This is a genomic window from Rhodococcus sp. 14-2483-1-1 (genome assembly GCF_002259335.1).
In the GTDB taxonomy this organism is placed as follows: Bacteria; Actinomycetota; Actinomycetes; order Mycobacteriales; family Mycobacteriaceae; genus Rhodococcoides.
Window position 1 is genome coordinate 173,456 of the sequence record NZ_NPFX01000006.1, and the last position, 16,536, is coordinate 189,991.

The 16,536-nt window shown below is 61.2% G+C and carries 22 protein-coding genes; 11 read left to right on the forward strand and 11 right to left on the reverse strand.

Annotation, left to right across the window (positions count from 1 at the left end; genetic code table 11):
- Positions 1 to 22: 22 nt before the first annotated feature.
- Complete coding sequence (gene soxR, locus CH294_RS05915) at positions 23 to 529, forward strand: redox-sensitive transcriptional activator SoxR (RefSeq protein WP_094737289.1); 507 nt, start codon at positions 23 to 25, stop codon at positions 527 to 529.
- A 37-nt stretch (positions 530 to 566) separates the two neighbouring features.
- Here soxR and CH294_RS05920 read toward each other — a convergent pair whose 3' ends face one another.
- From CH294_RS05920 to CH294_RS05950, 7 genes are all read right to left on the reverse strand, one after another.
- A complete protein-coding gene (locus tag CH294_RS05920) occupies positions 567 to 1,328 on the reverse strand; it encodes a class I SAM-dependent methyltransferase (RefSeq protein ID WP_094737371.1) in 762 nt (253 codons plus the stop codon).
- 69 nt (positions 1,329 to 1,397) lie between these two features.
- On the reverse strand, positions 1,398 to 1,733 hold the full coding sequence (locus tag CH294_RS05925; RefSeq protein WP_094737290.1) for a hypothetical protein: 336 nt from the start codon (positions 1,731 to 1,733) through the stop codon (positions 1,398 to 1,400).
- A gap of 2 nt (positions 1,734 to 1,735) precedes the next feature.
- Positions 1,736 to 2,179 (reverse strand): hypothetical protein, encoded by a 444-nt coding sequence (locus tag CH294_RS05930; RefSeq protein WP_141216453.1) that lies wholly within the window; start codon positions 2,177 to 2,179, stop codon positions 1,736 to 1,738.
- Positions 2,180 to 2,265: 86 nt separating this feature from the next.
- Entirely contained in the window at positions 2,266 to 2,820 is a 555-nt protein-coding gene (locus CH294_RS05935; RefSeq protein ID WP_094737292.1) for a hypothetical protein, read from the reverse strand.
- A 12-nt stretch (positions 2,821 to 2,832) separates the two neighbouring features.
- Positions 2,833 to 3,402 carry a cysteine hydrolase family protein gene (locus tag CH294_RS05940; RefSeq protein ID WP_094737293.1) on the reverse strand — a complete coding sequence of 190 codons (570 nt, stop codon included), beginning with the start codon at positions 3,400 to 3,402 and terminating at the stop codon, positions 2,833 to 2,835.
- Between the two features lie 255 nt (positions 3,403 to 3,657).
- Complete coding sequence (locus tag CH294_RS05945) at positions 3,658 to 4,131, reverse strand: DIP1984 family protein (RefSeq protein WP_094737372.1); 474 nt, start codon at positions 4,129 to 4,131, stop codon at positions 3,658 to 3,660.
- 149 nt (positions 4,132 to 4,280) lie between these two features.
- Entirely contained in the window at positions 4,281 to 4,811 is a 531-nt protein-coding gene (locus tag CH294_RS05950; protein WP_230592692.1) for a MarR family transcriptional regulator, read from the reverse strand.
- A 93-nt stretch (positions 4,812 to 4,904) separates the two neighbouring features.
- Here CH294_RS05950 and CH294_RS05955 point away from each other — a divergent pair, with 93 nt between their 5' ends.
- The 4 genes from CH294_RS05955 (at position 4,905) to CH294_RS05970 (ending at position 8,873) form a co-directional block, all read left to right on the forward strand.
- Positions 4,905 to 5,909, forward strand: a complete 1,005-nt coding sequence (locus CH294_RS05955; protein WP_094737294.1) for an EamA family transporter — start codon at positions 4,905 to 4,907, stop codon at positions 5,907 to 5,909.
- Between the two features lie 125 nt (positions 5,910 to 6,034).
- A complete protein-coding gene (locus CH294_RS05960; RefSeq protein WP_249305088.1) occupies positions 6,035 to 7,381 on the forward strand; it encodes a glycosyltransferase 87 family protein in 1,347 nt (448 codons plus the stop codon).
- Between the two features lie 153 nt (positions 7,382 to 7,534).
- Positions 7,535 to 8,416: a hypothetical protein gene (locus tag CH294_RS05965; protein ID WP_141216454.1), complete on the forward strand. Its 882-nt coding sequence runs from the start codon at positions 7,535 to 7,537 to the stop codon at positions 8,414 to 8,416.
- A 4-nt stretch (positions 8,417 to 8,420) separates the two neighbouring features.
- Positions 8,421 to 8,873, forward strand: coding sequence for a hypothetical protein (locus CH294_RS05970; protein WP_094737296.1), 453 nt, complete (start codon positions 8,421 to 8,423; stop codon positions 8,871 to 8,873).
- A gap of 19 nt (positions 8,874 to 8,892) precedes the next feature.
- Here CH294_RS05970 and CH294_RS05975 read toward each other — a convergent pair whose 3' ends face one another.
- Positions 8,893 to 9,624, reverse strand: coding sequence for an alpha/beta hydrolase (locus CH294_RS05975; protein ID WP_094737297.1), 732 nt, complete (start codon positions 9,622 to 9,624; stop codon positions 8,893 to 8,895).
- Positions 9,625 to 9,893: 269 nt separating this feature from the next.
- On the opposite strand from CH294_RS05975, the gene CH294_RS05980 reads away from it, so the two are divergent.
- Positions 9,894 to 10,271: a PLD nuclease N-terminal domain-containing protein gene (locus CH294_RS05980; protein ID WP_094737374.1), complete on the forward strand. Its 378-nt coding sequence runs from the start codon at positions 9,894 to 9,896 to the stop codon at positions 10,269 to 10,271.
- On the opposite strand, the gene lepB is transcribed toward CH294_RS05980, so the two are convergent.
- Positions 10,272 to 11,009 (reverse strand): signal peptidase I, encoded by a 738-nt coding sequence (lepB, locus tag CH294_RS05985; protein ID WP_094737298.1) that lies wholly within the window; start codon positions 11,007 to 11,009, stop codon positions 10,272 to 10,274.
- A gap of 40 nt (positions 11,010 to 11,049) precedes the next feature.
- Between lepB and CH294_RS05990 the strand changes: the two genes are divergently transcribed.
- Genes CH294_RS05990 through CH294_RS06000 form a run of 3 tightly spaced genes read left to right on the forward strand, consistent with a single transcriptional unit; the run spans position 11,050 to position 12,811 of the window.
- Positions 11,050 to 11,391 (forward strand): hypothetical protein, encoded by a 342-nt coding sequence (locus CH294_RS05990; RefSeq protein WP_032405458.1) that lies wholly within the window; start codon positions 11,050 to 11,052, stop codon positions 11,389 to 11,391.
- A 34-nt stretch (positions 11,392 to 11,425) separates the two neighbouring features.
- The gene (locus CH294_RS05995) at positions 11,426 to 12,289 is read left to right on the forward strand and encodes a hypothetical protein (RefSeq protein WP_094737299.1); all 864 of its coding nucleotides are present in this window, start codon (positions 11,426 to 11,428) and stop codon (positions 12,287 to 12,289) included.
- 36 nt (positions 12,290 to 12,325) lie between these two features.
- Positions 12,326 to 12,811, forward strand: a complete 486-nt coding sequence (locus CH294_RS06000; protein WP_094737300.1) for a hypothetical protein — start codon at positions 12,326 to 12,328, stop codon at positions 12,809 to 12,811.
- A 22-nt stretch (positions 12,812 to 12,833) separates the two neighbouring features.
- On the opposite strand, the gene CH294_RS06005 is transcribed toward CH294_RS06000, so the two are convergent.
- A complete protein-coding gene (locus CH294_RS06005; protein ID WP_094737301.1) occupies positions 12,834 to 14,435 on the reverse strand; it encodes an ABC-F family ATP-binding cassette domain-containing protein in 1,602 nt (533 codons plus the stop codon).
- Positions 14,436 to 15,082: 647 nt separating this feature from the next.
- Between CH294_RS06005 and CH294_RS06015 the strand changes: the two genes are divergently transcribed.
- Entirely contained in the window at positions 15,083 to 15,334 is a 252-nt protein-coding gene (locus tag CH294_RS06015; RefSeq protein WP_037147046.1) for a hypothetical protein, read from the forward strand.
- Here CH294_RS06015 and CH294_RS06020 read toward each other — a convergent pair.
- Positions 15,331 to 15,759: a hypothetical protein gene (locus CH294_RS06020; RefSeq protein WP_170944600.1), complete on the reverse strand. Its 429-nt coding sequence runs from the start codon at positions 15,757 to 15,759 to the stop codon at positions 15,331 to 15,333. The genes CH294_RS06015 and CH294_RS06020 overlap by 4 nt on opposite strands.
- A gap of 94 nt (positions 15,760 to 15,853) precedes the next feature.
- Between CH294_RS06020 and CH294_RS06025 the strand changes: the two genes are divergently transcribed.
- Positions 15,854 to 16,459, forward strand: a complete 606-nt coding sequence (locus CH294_RS06025; protein ID WP_170944601.1) for a GntR family transcriptional regulator — start codon at positions 15,854 to 15,856, stop codon at positions 16,457 to 16,459.
- Positions 16,460 to 16,536 lie beyond the last annotated feature (77 nt).

Sequence of the window (16,536 nt, forward strand, 5' to 3'; positions counted from 1 at the left end):
AACGAGAATCAGGAAGAATGTCATGACACGACTCGATACCGACGCCGTGTGGCTCAAGCCCGGTCAGGTCGCCGAACGTGCCGGCGTCGCGGTGTCCGCCCTGCACTATTACGAGCAAGTGGGATTGATCTCGAGTCGGCGCACCAGTGGAAACCGGCGTGAGTACCGCAGAGATGTACTACGCGTCATCGCATTCATCAGAACTGCCCAACGCCTCGGGGTGTCCCTCGAGAAGATCAAGGACGCACTGGATCAACTGCCGGAGCAGCAGATTCCGGGCAAACGTGACTGGATGCGAATTTCACGACAGTGGCACGACGACCTGACGGCACGAATCGATGAGCTGACTGCACTACGCGACAACTTCTCGAACTGCATCGGATGCGGATGCCTGTCACTCACATCGTGCCCATATTCGAATCCGAATGACGTTCTCGGGCAACAGGGCCCTGGCGCGCGGCGGCTCGGGGAACAGAAGGTGGCGGAGTCCAAGACGCGCTCACGTACCGTGCCGTCACTGTTCTCGTGACACCGGGCCCTGATGGATAGACCGAAGCCACGCCCAGTCATCCGGATTTTCTGGCCTCGATGAGGAATCGGCTCGAGTGCGCGACGAATGGTCCCTCCCTCAGGATTTGTTCGTGCAGTTCGCGTAACCGATCGCGATACTGCTCGACGGTGAATCCCGGAACCATCCAGATAACTTTGCGCAAGAAGTAAACGACAGAGCCGATGTCGTAGAACTCGATTCGCAATGACTCGAATCGAATGTCCATCACCTCGAGTCCAGCGGCTTGTGCAGCCGCGCTCTCGTCCTCGTAATGACGAGCGCGCCGAATCTCATCGGGCTGGCGGCCAAGAAAATATTCCACGAGTTCGAAGACGCTCGCATGCCCCACGTGCTGAGCGAAATAGGTTCCACCCGAGCGCAGGACGCGAGCAATTTCCTCCCACCACACAGTGGCGGGGTGTCTGCTCGTCACCAGATCGAAAGCTTCGTCGGCAAAAGGCAGCGGTGGCTCGTCGGAGTCGACTACTACCACCGCCCCGCGCGGATGCAGGAGTGCGGTCGCTTGCGCGACGTTCGGTGGCCATGATTCGGTCGCCACCATTACCGGTGGGAACGAAGATGCTCCCGCCAGGACCTCTCCCCCACCTGTCTGGATATCGAGCGCAGCCTCGGCCATGGCCAGCCGTTCGCCCATGAGCCGCTGATAACCCCATGTCGGTCGCTCTTCGGTCGCGCGGCCGTCCAACCAGGAAAAGTCCCAGCCGTCGACCGAAACGGAGTCCGCTTCGGCCACCATCTCCTCGAATGATCGGGTCATGGCTTCCAGCCTGTCAGACTGCGTGCGGTGTCTTCCACGCATATATGCGACGGTTACCGATCGAAATGGTCACAAGGTCTTGATCTTCTCGAACGGGTAGCCGCCGATTACTACGACGACGAAGACGTAGGCTGCCAGCCCGGCCAGCTCCCACGCTGTTCTGTGATGATGTAGGTCTGAGAACAGCCATACCAGGGGAGCCAGAAGCAGAATGGCGGCGACGATGCCACAGATTGCGAACAGCCTGTTAGCCGCGGCGCGCAGGTGCGGCGAAGTTTTCACTCGATCCGGTGCGTCGCGGCCGTAGAAGTCGGGATGCAGTGCCTTTCCTCGCAACCCGACTGACGAGGCGTAGCTGAACGCAACGACGCCCACGATCAGCCCGAGCGCAAGGGCGGTATTCACAACTACCCCGCTGCCGGCGCTCGTCCGGACAACGTGAATGACCGGTAGATCCGAAGTGTGTTCACGCACGCCCACCCCGCGACAATCGGGGCCAATATCCCGAGCCATGGGAGGGTACCGGCGAAGGCAAGTGCGAGAACCAAGAATGCGATCGCAGTCGCGCCGAACGACTCGACCTTCCGCCCGACGGAGGAACCTGGGGTTGCCACTATTCCGGGAAACCTCGGGGAGGCGGCGAGCATCGACACCGCCGACACGCACGCAGCGAAACCGGCAATAACCATGAACGAGAACACGAGTGCTCCGCCCAATCCGATTTCGGCCCAGTTCATCCGAGGCTCGAACAACCCGTGAACAAGAGACGTGATCACGGTGATCGAAGCGAAAAAGCCCAAGTACAGCAGCACAATCGGCCCCGCCAGCCCTGCCGTCTTCCGACTATCCATACCGAACGGTATCAAATCCTAGCAATCAATTGGATCGCAACGGCCGTCACTACCGCCGTGACCGGCCCGGTCAGGGTACGGACTGCCTACATTCCCCCGCGAACAGTCCGCACGTATTCTCGCAAACCGTCCAGATAGGGCTGCATTTCGTCGATTTCGTTCAGATGGACGGAGTGCACCGGGTAGTTTCGACCTTCGAGGAAGAGTGCCACATCGTCGACCACGCCTGCGGCCCACCATCGATCACGTCCACCCCACTGCGTGAATTCGATACTCACTCCATCGGCAAGAATCGACACGGTCTCTCCTGGAGCATCGCTGACTGCCCGGTGCCGATTCTCGTATTCGGGCTGCATCGGTGAGATCCCGGTAGCGCGTTCGATCGCTCGAACCACCTCCCGTCGAGGATCTCCGACCACGGTGTTGATCTGCACAGACACGTCGCCGTCGGGAGTACCGTGCACGAGTCCGGCGGACGACAACCGGTCGTCCACCCACTCCCAGTCCCCGATCATGATCGGTCCGACCCACTCTTTCAGCCCGAACACGCGCACCTGCCGAGCTCCCGAAAGAACACGGCCCTCGATCTGGTTCATCTGTTCCCAGAATTCCTCCGGGGACAGTCGACCTGACACTTGCATTGTGCGCCTTCCTCAGTTCGAGAGCATGGCCTCCGTCGTAACCACTGTTGCGAATTCACCGTGCAGGTTTGTTGCCGTGACTGCCGACAATGTCGCGGCAGGCACCGTGGTTCCATCGAGTGCGATGCGATCGAACGTATGGGTCGCGTCGATGACGAAATAGGTGTCATAGCCGAGGTTGCCCGCCATCCGTGCGGTTGTCTCGCAGCAGTGATTGGTGGTGATTCCGCAGATCACCACCTGATCGATGCCTTCATTGCGAAGCCAGGCGTGTAGATCCGGCGTGCCGTAGAAGCTCGAGTTGACTCGCTTGCTGATCAACAGATCAGGTGTCCCCTCGAGGATGTCCTTGAAGGCGTGCCCCGCACCCGCCGGTGCCAGCGGTGACTGCGGGTTGTCGGAGTCGTGTCGAACGAACACGATCGGCCATGCCTTCGATCTCCACAAGCCAACGAGTGCAGCGATATTGCTCTCGCACAGCGGGTTGTCACGTGGACCCCAGAAGTCGGAATCATCGAACCCAGCCTGCACGTCGACGACGATCAGAGCGGGCCGTTCCAGAGATATCGATGGAGCCTTCATACTGTTCAGACTAGCCGCGAACAGCCGCGGAGACCATGATGCCGGGTGGCCCCTTACCCACCCTCGTCTTCGTTCGATCAGCACACGGTAGTGCGTTGTGTTATGTGCGCCGTACTCCGTGAATCGTACTGAGCTGCAATGTGATCGGGCAATGCCCGTGACGCCGCTCATCACGCAGGAGAAGGACCGGAAACCGCCGGCCACGGCACGTGCTCGCCTCGAACGAAAACTACCTACTACCCGGCATGTGGAGCGCTACTCGATCAGGTCGAACTCCCAGTTGACGCGTTGGATCGCCAGGTCCACCAACCGAATCCGTTGGGCGATATCGTCCGCAGCAGAGCGCAATTCGGCAACCGGAAGAGCTGCTACATAGACCAACTCCGATCGCAGTTGACGCGGGCCGTACCTGCGCTCCTGATCACGTCCCGACGCCGCGTCCGCCGCGGCGGAGATCGCCCTGTGACGCATACGCAGCACGTCGCGGGACGCGAGCGCATCGGTGATGGTTCCGTCCCGCATCCTCGCGGTGCTGTTGGTCCGGTTGATCCTGCGTATGAGTTCTTCGAGCCGATCGAGTGCAGATCCGTACTCCAACAACAGAATCGAAGCATCTTCGGCCGGTGATTCACCGTCCTGGTGGCGGGCATTCGCCAGAATCCGAACCTTCAGATGTTCGGAGCGCTTGATCAGTTCCCCTCGTTCAGCGAGGGCCTCGGCAAGCTTCATGATCTGCACCTCGGTGCACTGGAACCGGAGGTGGGGTGACTACGGGCGCTCATGCGCCTTTCGACGCGTCGAATGTGTTCATAGAACAACAAGTACCACAGTTCGTCGCGATACGGAAGGCCTTGTGCGAGTGACCGATCGCCACACCTTCACCGAAGGTCCAGGAGAAGTCTTTTCAACAAGCCTGCAAGTTGGCTTCGCTCATCCGGATTCAGTGACCTGAGCAGAGCTTCCTCGTTGGCCACGTGCGCGGGTAGCGCGGCATCCACTGCGGCAATTCCGGCCGGCGTCAATTGCACGATGACCACCCGACGGTTGGTGGGATCGATTTCTCGCTCGATCAGCCCCTTGCCGGTCAGCCGGTTCAGACGGTGCGTAACAGCGCCCGACGTCACCATCGCGCTGTCCAACAACTGTCCGACGGTAAGACGATGCGGAGCCCCGGCGCGTCGGAGCGTCGCAATCAGGTCGAATTCACCTGACTGCAAACCGAATTCGACCAACACTGCCTGCGTGCGCTTGTCCAGAACGGATGCTGCTCGGCTGATGCGGCCGATAACGGCCATAGGGCTGACATCCACATCGGGCCGCTCGGCCTGCCATTGCTCGACTATCCGGTCCACTGCGTCGAGTGCCTCGTTCGCCATCGACCAACCACCCTTCAAAACTTCAGCGCTCAATTGTTGACATTCTGACACGGCAGTCCTACCGTTCAACACTAGATAGTTGAGCGTTAAGATGTTCAGGGACCCGGTCCCGGAGATGAGCCAACAATGCGGACACCTCGCACGCAGACACAACCAACCGATGGTCGACGCCTCCCGCGTGACATCGCCTCCTCGACTCTCGGATTGACGGCCGCTGCTGCCCTTGCTCCCATCCTCTGGGGCACGACATACCTGGTGACCACCGAACTTCTTCCTCCGGATCGGCCGATGACGGCCAGCGTCCTGCGTGCGGTGCCCGCCGGACTACTTCTGCTGCTCGTCGCGCCAGGCATACCCAGCAAGGGTTGGCGACTGAAGACCGCAACCCTCGGCGTATTGAACATCGGCGTGTTCTTTCCGATGCTGTTCGTGGCGGCCTACCGACTACCCGGAGGGGTCGCCGCAGTCGTCGGGTCTGCGCAACCACTCATCATCATCGCGATATCCACGGGGTTCGACTGGGGACGCACACGCCCAGTGCAGATCGGATGGGCCATCGTCGCCGTCGCCGGGGTCGCACTGACGGCCACATCGGGCACAATCCGACTCGACGCAATCGGTCTCGCCGCTGCAGTAGTCGGAACGGTCAGCATGGCCACCGGTGTCACTTTCACGAGACGCTGGGGCGTGCCACCCATCACCAACCCGCTCAATTCCACTGCGTGGCAATTACTCGTCGGCGGCATTGTCATTTCTCCGTTGATTCCGATCGTCGACGACGGTCCATGGGCAATCGATACCGAGGCTGTAGTCGGCTATGCCTGGCTCGCAGTGATAGGCGGTGCCTTGGCCTATTCACTGTGGTTTCGCGGTGCCCGCGCTCTTCCTCCCGCCAACATCACACTCCTCGGCGTACTGAGCCCTCTGACTGCGGCAGTCGTCGGATGGATCGCACTGGGACAGAACATGACCGGACTTCAATGTCTGGGGTTCGGTATCGCACTCATCGGTTCGATAGCCGGGCAGTTCGTGCGACGCGGACCCGAAGCCGATTCGGCTGGCAAGAAACACGGCTCGTCGAACCATCCTCGATACCAACTGAATTCCTTGTTCCCGTCCAGAAACAAGTAGTGCATCTGGATCGCGGCGTCGATTCAGGGACTGGACCCGGTGCGTTGTGACGACTGCTCCATAAAACGACCGGTCAGTCCGTGTCGCGTCCCTGGTCACAGCCACAACGTTCTATCGTGTCTTTCATGACGTCGTCCAGCTACATGCCGTTACGAACCGAAACTGGATCGCGTACGCATGCTGGGCAAGAGTCGTTCGTCGAAGGCACACGCGCGCAGTCCGTTCCGATTCAACCTGGACACACGACGCCGGATCGCTTCGGTCCTCGATGGCTGGCGGGATCGACCCTTGCAGCGTGCATCGCCATCGCAGCACATGCGTACTTCCTGGGATGGAAAGTGCCGTTCGGCCTCTTCGGCAACGGAATAGACACCATCGTCTACCGACACGGCGGCGAGGTAGTCCTGAATGGTCAGCCGCTGTACGAGTTCGCGCTGTTCGACGTCGGATTGCCCTTCACCTACCCGCCGTTCGCGGCATTGGCCTTCACCCCGCTCGCGCTGCTCACCGTGACGACTGCCGTGACACTGCTGCAGGTGATCAATGTGCTGCTGGTCTACGCGACGGTAGTCCTGAGCTGGCGGGCGCTCGGACATCGTAGCGGCGGAACGTATCTCGTCAGCGCGCCGATGGCGATCGCGTTCACCTGGCTCGAGCCCGTGCGCATGACCATCTGGCTCGGGCAGATCAACCTTCTGTTGCTGGTGTTGGTTCTGTTCGATCTCAACCGAGGTGAGGGCAGTCGTCTCCGCGGTGTCGGTGTGGGAATTGCTGCGGGGCTCAAGCTGACTCCCGCGTTCTTCGTCCTCTATCTTCTGGCCGTCAGACAGTGGCGCGCGGCGCTCACCGCGGGTGCCGCCTTCATGCTCACCGTTGCAGCAGGATTCCTGATCATCCCTTCCGATTCGTGGAAGTTCTGGACCGCGACGATGGTCGACTCCGAACGGATCGGGGCACTCGCGTCACCGGCAAATCAGTCGATCCACGGAGCCCTGGCTCGTGTGTGGCCGGGCCACACACCGCCGTTCATGGTCTGGTTTGTCATTGCCGCCGCCGTTGCCTTCCTCGCTCTCTGGACAGCTGCACGCGCGCACAAAGCAGGTAAGACGTTGCTGGCATTGGTGATCTGCGGCCTCGCGACGCCGATGGTGTCTCCTTTCGCATGGGGTCACCACTGGGTGTGGTGCATACCGTTGGCCATCGTCGCCATCGACTACGCCATTCGCCGTCGCACCTGGTGGAGCTGGCTGGCACCGGTAGCGGTCACCGCACCGATGATCGCCTGGTATTTCACCGACTACCGCGGAATCAAAGCAATCGGAATCTTCATGTTCGAGGGATCACCCGCTTTCGAGGCTGCCGTTCAATTCACCTATCCAGCAGTCTTTCTGGCCATGATCACCGTCACCCTGCTCTCATCGTTCCACCGTGCCGGACGAGGAACAGGTGCCCAGTACGCAAAGCGATGCTGAGTAGCCTGCAGTATGCGTAGATCCGCTCGGGCGATTCCAGTGATCACACTGTGCGGACTGCTGACATCCTGCGGCCACATTTTGCCTTTCGCCGAGTCCGACACGGAGTCCTATCGACCACTCACCGCCAGCACCACGCGGACTCCGAACTGCATGGCCGACGACATCGTCTCCGCACTGGGCGGCTCTGTGTGGGATCCGAACGTCACTGTCGACGCCCCTACGCCGGGCTATCCCCCGCGATATTTCGAGCCGGTCGAAGTGCTCAGATGCGAACGGGCGCTCAGTGACGACAACGTGCTGATGTTGGATTCGGTCCGTCTCCGCGGAGACGTCCAGGCCGCGATGGGCGAGTTCGCAGTCCCCTCGAATCGTTTTGCAAGCGGCATCATGGCGAGCTGTGCCTACTCGATCGAAGCACCCGTCGGACTGTGGTTCGTCGACGCATCGGGTCGAGCATTTCGTCCCGCCTGGCCCGCCGAACCGTGCGGACTACGAGACGAGCCGCTTCAGTTGTTGAACGAACTGGACGAAGTTTCTCGGACCGTCTACTCCACGGGCTACGACTACGACTACGCGACTGTGTGTTCGGGCCCAGCTATGAGCGGGGAATTCTACGAGACCTCCGACGCCGACGTTGCCAGTGCAGTCGAGCGTCGACGCACAGGCGATTCGATGCTTCCTCCGGCTTTGGTGGCACCCACAGACGACGTCGGATTCTTGCAGGTCTGCACGTACGCCCGATCCGAAGACGCGGATGCCTTGCCTGCCGAATACGAGACCGTGATGGGAACGTCCTTCACCGTTGACCGGCCGGACAGCATCGAATTGCTCGGCTACATCGTCGACGCGCCTATCGCTCAGCCGTGCTCGACTCCGGCAACACTGTTTGCCTCTACCGACCTGACTCGCCCCGACGGTTCCGGATCCACCCACCTCACAGTCGAATTGGACGGGTGCCGACGCGTCGCAGGATTGGGATTCCTCCGAGAGCTACCGATTTCCGCATACGGCATCCTCACCCGAGATCGGTGATGACATGAACAGTTCGTGGAAGGCAGCGCTTGCATTGCTGGTCCTTCTCACCACCTCGTGTGGTTCCTTCGAGCCCGGAAAACCCATGTCCATGGACGAAGACGATGCGTCGCGCGAGGTGGAGAAGATCGCCTTCACAATCCCGGATGGATTCCAGTTCACTCAGGGCGTCATGTACTCGGAGTTCGTGGGCCAACCCGCGTGGTCCGCTCGATTCGACGCACCGAAGGAATTGGACGGGCCGGCTGTCACTGCGGCCAACCCGTCGTATCCCCCGCTACAACCGGCTACGTGCGGCACCGCCACGAAGACCAGCTGGACCTCACTGGGCTTCAGTTGCGAAGCCGAGATGCTGTCCATGTCGCGCCCCGCTCAGGGATCGAGAGACCCTGTCTCCGTTGTGCTGACCAGGGGCGCGCGGGGATCGTCTCTGTTCATCTACTGCGCTGGTCACTGATCGACCCGACCTCGCGCAACTACTTCAGATGCCGGTCGAAGAATCTGTTTCCATCGTCGCCCTCGAAGTGCGGGACGCCGGTGTGCCCACCCATGTTGGCGTGCAACGTTTTTTGGGTCGAGCCGAAAGCGTCGAACAAATTCAACGCCATGTTCCTGTCGTTTCCTTCGTCGTCCCATTGCAGAAGAACCTGCAGCGGAATGCTCACCTGCTTGGCCTCGTCGAACATGACGCGGGGCACGAAGCTACCGGCGAACAGCAGCGCGGCCGCGATGCGTGGCTCAACAGCCGCGAGTCGAACTCCGATGGCCGTCACGCCTCCCGAATAGCCGACAGGTCCAACAACTCCGGGGAGAGTGAGGAGAGAATCCAGAGCAGCCTGCAACTCCGGTACCGCCTTCTCGACCAGTGGAAGGACGAGTCGATCGATGATGTCGTCGGTGACCGGTTCGCCGGCTCCCACTGCTCGGCGCAGATCTGCTCGAGCCTGCTCGGCGACAACAGATCGCGGACGCATCCCGCTACCCGGTAGTTCGAGGGTTGCTGCGGCGTAACCTGCGCTCACCGCGTGTCGCGCCCGAGCGGCAAGACGGGAATACATCATATCGAGACCACCGGGATGGCCGAAGAGAATCAAAGGTGTTGGAACAGTACGGAATACCGGAGTCCACAGGATCCCGGGAATGTCGCCGAGTGTGAACTTGCGTTCGAGGACATGATCATCGAGACGTTGTTCGGACGTGAAATGCATGGTCGTGCCTTTCGGGAGCTGATCAACGGCGCTCCCGGACCGACCTGCTGTCAGATCGTGTCACTCCGAAGGAGCATCCATGTCGGTACTGCGTTCACGGCTACCACCTCCTCGGTCTCGTACGTCGCACAGAAGGTAGCAGGGGACAACGCACTCGGCCAGCGATTACTTTCCGGCCCGGGTCCGTGCTCTTCCACTGTCGAATTCACGATTCTCCCGCTACGATCCTCGATACAACAGACCGGATGGTCTCGAGCGTGGAGGATCGAATGCCGTACGTCGGTTTGCTGGTGATGCTGCTGTGGGTGTTCTGCCTGATCGACGTGATCACTGCCGATGACGGCGGGGTCCGGTATCTCCCCAAGATCGTCTGGCTGCTGCTCGTGGTGTTTCTACCGTTTGCAGGATCGCTGGCCTGGCTGTTCGCGGGACGCCCGATTGGGGGTGGAATCTGGGGAGGTCCAGGCGGCGGCTCCGGCTACCGGAGGGCAACCAACTCCGAGTTCCCGGAATACGAGACGCGGCCCGGCCGCCAGGCTGCCCAGAATCCCGAAGCCGACGCCGAATTTCTTCGTCGCTGCCGGGAACGCGCAGAGGAGCAGCGCCAACTCGAGCGTGAGCGTCGCAAACGCGATCTCGGGTTCTGATCAGCGTTGCTGGATCGACGGCGAATCGATGGTTCCCCAGCGCGAGGGTGGCAACACGATCAGACGCGCCTTTCCGATGACATCGTCGACCGGAACGGTGCCGCCGAGTTCATCCCTGGCATGAGATCTGGAATCGGCTGAGCCGCTTCGATTGTCGCCCATCATCCAGAGATTGCCAGACGGTACGGTCACCGGGCCGAAGCAGCGACCGGACTGCGGCAGGGTCTCGCACGTGAGCGTGTTCGCGACGAACGGGAAATCCATGACTACGTACGGCTCGTCGAGTGGCTGCCCGTCTACTTCGACGCGCCCCTGGGAGTCGCAACACTGCACGGTCTGCCCGCCGGTTGCGATGACTCGTTTCACCAGATCGTTCTCGTCGGGCGCGACCAGTCCGGCCCACGAACCCGCGTCTTGCAATGCCTTGGCGATCGGGTTGGTCGATCGCGTCGAGGTGTAGCCGACGTTCCACGACGACGTCGGTGCCTTGAACACCACCACATCACCGGGCTGCGGATCACCGAAGCGAAAGGTGATCTTGTCCACCACGATTCGATCACCTGTACACCCCGGACACCCATGCAAGGTGGGCTCCATGGACTGGGACGGAATCAAGTACACCCGACCGACGAACGTCTGAAGCAGAACACTCAGCACCAGCGCGACGACGACGAGTACGGCTGTCTCACGCAACCAGGACGGGGCTTTACGTCGCTGACTGTCGGGTGCTTTCGTCATCCTGGAAGTCTAAAGCCCTCCGTCGCGTATCGTACCGTGCATGCTGTTTGTCGGTCTTCTGGTCGCTGCGCTCGGTGCGGCGATGATGACGATCGCGACCAGGCAATTATCGCGCGTGAACGAAGGCCACTATTTGCCGGTAATCATCGGAAAATTCGCAGTCGCTTCCCCTTTGAAGGTCACAGCGCTGCGGGTTGCGGCCCAGGCCGTCTCCGTGATCGGTGCGTGGACCGTTGTGACGGCGCTCTGGGACGTCACAAACGCCACGCCTGCGGTGGCAGTCGGATTGATCGCTCTTGTTGCTCCAGTGGCAGTTCCAGTCATCGTCATCACCACCGCTCATAACAGTCGCCTACCGGATTCGCGTCGTCCAACCTCGTGAGCATCTCGGTCGCACCGAAAGGAGAACAACCTCGATGAAGTGGTTCGTATCGGCCCGCAGTGCCGAGACCATCAGCAGCACGATTCGTACTGGCGAATCAGCAGATTGGGACGAGGCCGTTGCGCAGGCGATACAGACCGGTCGCGAATTGACGCACGCGGACGACGGCACTCAGCTCGGCCCCGCGCGGAACTATCGAATCGGCGACGGTGAGGCGGTATCGACCGCCGATGGCAGCAGTACCGCGAGCGACGATGATCTACGTCGACGCATAGAGCAGCAGACCGAGTACGACGCCGGAGTCGCCAACGCAGCTCCGACTCCACCCAAATCGGTTGCCGAACAATGGGACCGAATTGCACAGTGGCTCACGGACAACGTCTCGTCCGTCTCGATCGCCGGTGCCGCGGACGAACAGATTCAGGACGCAATGCGTTCAACCGGCGGCCTGTGGCCCGAGGAATTGACGTCGTTCTTCCGTCTGGTCAATGGCTTCCCCCGCGAAAACTGGGTTTCGATCTTTCCTATGCACGAGCTGTTCGATGTCGACCGCACCGTCAGCGAACGTCAGCTCGAGCTCGACATCTGGGGTGAGATCGACGCCGAGATGGGTGCCGAACCTCAGGTCGGAACGGCAGCTGGAGAGTACGTCGGAACCTACTTGCCTGAGTTCATTCCGTTCGCGGGAGCAGACGGCTATCTGCTGTTCGTCGACGCTCGGTGGGGCCCTCTCCATGGTTGCGTCACAGAGTTCCAGAAGGTCGACGCCGACGGCGCAGGCCCCAAGTGGCCATCGTTGAGCGCGATGTTGACGGACTTGGCCGATAGCCTCGAGACCGGCACAGCCTTCGACGGTCAAACTCCTACCGTGGTCGACGGCCAATTGCGTTGGCAATAAGCAGTGGTGGTACGACAATCGGTACATACTGAGCGGATGAGAAGCGCCGGAGTGTCTGCTATCGCTCTCGTGATGATGGTCTGTGCCTGCGCGCCTGCCGAAGTCGATGAACCCCGAGTTCCGGTGGCCTCGGTTCGTTCGACCCAGTTCTCCCCTCCCCCTCCGCCGGTCAACGACACCGTTCCCACCGCAGAGCAACTCACCGAGCTTCTCGCTGCAAGCCTGAATTACGGTATACGGGAGGATGATCGGGCTCGTCTGTTCGACGGACCCGTCGAACGCAACGTGTCACTCGCACGCGCGTGGGGTGCCCAACCCGATCCACAACACATCGAATTCACGACGGTCGAGCCTGTCGGACCGGACGCGGTCCACGCGAGTGGGCAAGGGCATCTGGGAAATATCGAGCCCTATCCGGTCGGTCCGATTCCCTTCGTCCGTTGGGACAACGAATGGAAGGTCTCCCGCACCTTCGCGTGCGGATTCGTGGGCGCTTTCGACGGCCCCGACGCGTGCGCGTGAGTCGGAGTACCCGGTCCCGCGTCTATCGTTCACCCTCGAGATCAAGAACATTCCAGTCGCTCAGGTCCCGACGCATCTGTCGATCGTGGGTGCAGACAACCACGGCCGCGTCGGTTGCTTGCAATGCCTGGGTCAATTCGTCCACCAAAGCGATGGACAGGTGATTCGTCGGCTCGTCGAGCAACAGGACGTGTGGGCGGCGAGCCAGTGCGAGCGCCAGATCGAGTCGACGCTGTTGACCCATCGAGAGCTCCCCGATTCGCTTATTCGTCTCCCTCGATCGCAAAAGACCGAGCGAAGACAACGAAACTGTCATGCCGCTACAGGACCGGAAGTACTGCCCTGCTGAACATTCTGGAGGTAGTGCGGACTCCTGCCGCAGCAGAACCACTCGCGCAGCACAAGAAGCCTGAACCTGCCCAGCCGTCGGATCCAGCTCACCCGCCAGCACGGACAGCAGTGTGGACTTTCCCGACCCATTGGGGCCGGTCACCACCTGCTTGCCGCCCGCCTCCAGGTTCAAAGACACCGGCCCATTCAGCCGACCATCGACTGCGACATCATCCGCAATCAACAGGGAAGAACCGGATGCTGCAGCGATCTCCGGAAACCTCAACCGCTGAGGGGGTTCCGGAACGGGCAGCAGCTGAGATTCCAAATCTTGCTGCCGGCGTTGCACGTTCCGTACGAGACCCCCGGCGCGGGTGGCACGTTGATGCTTGTTCGTGCCCTTGTCGGGTCTCCAACTGCCGACGAGCCTGTTCTGCGCCTTGCTCAGATCCTCGCGCAGTCTCGCCGTCTCCGCCAATTGCTGTCGATGCTCCTGCTCCCACCTGACCAGCTCGGCAGCACGCCCGGCGCGATAGCTGTCGTATCCGTCGCCGTAGATGCGTGGCCGGCCGTCCGGCGTCGGGTCGAGGTCCAGAATCTGTTGCGCTACATCGGAGATCAGCGCACGGTCGTGGCTGACCACAACGACGCCGCCTGTACGAGCTCGAAGTCGGTCCGTCAGATAGTCGAGGCCCGCTCGGTCGAGGTGATTGGTCGGCTCGTCGAGCAGCAAGAAATCGTGATTCCCTCCGAGTAGGCACGCCAGTCTCACCCGATAACGTTGTCCGACAGACAGTTCGGTCAGTAGCCGAGATCTGTCACTCACCGCGCCGAGGCCATCGAGAGCGATATCCACCCGCCGCTCGGCGTCCCACGCATCGAGAGACTCGACTCGCTCCAATGCTATGGAGTACCTCTGCTCGGCTCCCCCGGCGCCAGTAGCGAGTTCCTCCGCGGCGGCGTCGAGATTCGCCAAAGCCACAATCGAATCGGCGACGGATTCTCGAAGCACCTCGCCCACTGTTCGTTCATCGTTGGTAATCATTTCTTGCTCGGCCACTCCGACAGTTCCGACGCATGATATGCAGCCGGAATCCGGCGTCAGCCTTTCGGCCAGGACGTTCAGGAGGGTTGACTTGCCGCGCCCGTTCTCGCCCACGATCGCCCACCGCGATGCGGCAGTCACCGCGATGTCGACACCGCTCAATACAGTCGATCCGCCGAAGGCGACAGTGATGTTCGAGGCGATGAGTTGAGCGTCGGAGCGCGCAGAAACAGCTGTTGAATGTGACATTTGATCTCCAAAGAGCAAGCGCACCACAATAAGTGCGCCTGAGTTGACGGGACTGGACCACGACGGTCCCAGAACGACGGCACCAACAGACGCCGGTATTCCCGGCGCTCGGTGGTGCTTACGTAGTCCGTCACTCGAAGATCAAATGCATGCCCCGACGGTAGCAAGCAGCATCGCTGGACTGCCACCTCGTTTTGGGGCGTGCACCTCGAATTGGGCGATGCGGCCGCGTACCCACCCCGCAAACGCGAGCGCATTTGCGTGAAATCCCCTGAATCCGATCACTATTCCGAACGCGGATGACAAGTGCGCGCGCGTTTGCGAACGACCCGACCCGCAACCGAAACCCGAATCGGAACCGTCATACTTCCGATCTGTACGACCCATCGATGCGAGTTCTGATGCGGCGGATGGCCCTCCAGCCCGCGGGTGTTGCGATCGTACTCACGATTGCTCCGAGAACGATGCCCTGCGACAGTGCCGACCATTCACTAGGACTGTCTCCGAACAGCGGCCACGTGTACACAACGCCCAGTACCAACAGGAAGATCACCGCGCGCATTGCGTCCTCGTCTCTCACTCGAATCGGACAAAGTCGACCGCTCGGTATATTGTTACCGTACCGACTGCACCACAGAAGGATCGACGTGTCGAACCAGCGAACGTTTCGCGAGTACGTGATGACCGGCCCGATGAGCAAGAAGGGCGGGGCTACTCGCAGCGACTACATCAACGCTCTCGCATTGGTTCCCGCGGTGGCGGTCGGATTTCTCCTGGCTCGACTGGTAGCGAGTTTCGGATCGATTCCCCTCGACATCGCGGTCGGATGCCTTGGCGGCGCGATCACCGGAGTTCTGTACCTCTATCTCGCATATCGGGTCGACTGCCGGCGGACCTAGGTCGACTCGACATCCGCATTGGCGTAGTCAACCGGCGCGAGTAGGTAGGCGAACAAGTAGCTGACGGCCCCCAAAACTGCCAGCGCGATCAACGACTCCGGGAAGCCCGAGTCCCCGGCCGATGCGGCTATTCCCCAGGCGAAGAGGGTGCCGACCAGCAACACCACCGAAGCCGCAGAGCACAGACCGAATCGATGACGCCATCGGTTGCGAGTACGAGGTGGCCAGAACACCGCGGTCCGCATCGCATAGCGCCCGCCGGCAACCGCGACGAGTCCGACCAGCACCCCGCAGAGCCCGCCGATGATGACGAAAGGTGTCAGATTCCACCACCGGCCGTCGACGACGACCGGCAGCATGATCACAGCGGCTGTGCATGCACCGCTGATGGCCGCAACACACAGCTCCTTCGCGATCCATTCCACACGAGTAACTCAAACATATGCCGCACGGTCTGGCTGCTCGTTCGTCCGAGGTGGCCGAAGCGGCATAGCCATCGACCGATCTAGACTCCACCTCGTGTATCCAGATGGTGAATCTCCAGGCGGCATCATTGCTCAGACGTTGCGTGAGGAGATTCTGGCCGGGAGTCGCGTCGGCGGCGAGCGGTTGGTCGAGGAGTCGATTGCCAAGGCTTTCGGCGTCTCTCGGGTACCGGTGCGAGAAGCGCTCGCTCAGCTCCAGGCCGAGGGTTTCGTCACCATCGTTCGCTATCGAGGTGCGACGGTCTCGACAACGCTGCACAAGGAGAACAAAGAACTCCTCGAAGTTCGGCACGGGCTGGAGGTGTTGGCCGCTCAGCTCGCCGCCAAGAACAGGGGCGGCTCGGTGGCGGACGAACTCACCGCAGTAGTCGAACAGGCCCGGGCACAGTCCCCTACCGCGGAGACGACCCGACCGTTTCACGACCTGGTCGCGATGGCGGCAGGCAACGATCAACTGCGCGAGATGCTGGCCGGGGTCAATCGCCGGGTGGCCTGGGGTCTCGGCCACGATCCGGGCGCGTCCGTCCACGATCACGCGGCCCTGGCCGCGGCAATCCTCAACGGTTCGCCCGTACAGGCCGGTTTTCTGATGGACGAACATCTCCGGCGTGACGAGGCCGACGCCCCACGCGGGGCCTGAACCACTGGGTCGTATACGATTTATGGGATATATCGAGTCCTTAACATGTTCGTAGCGGGAGCTAACTGAAATGACAC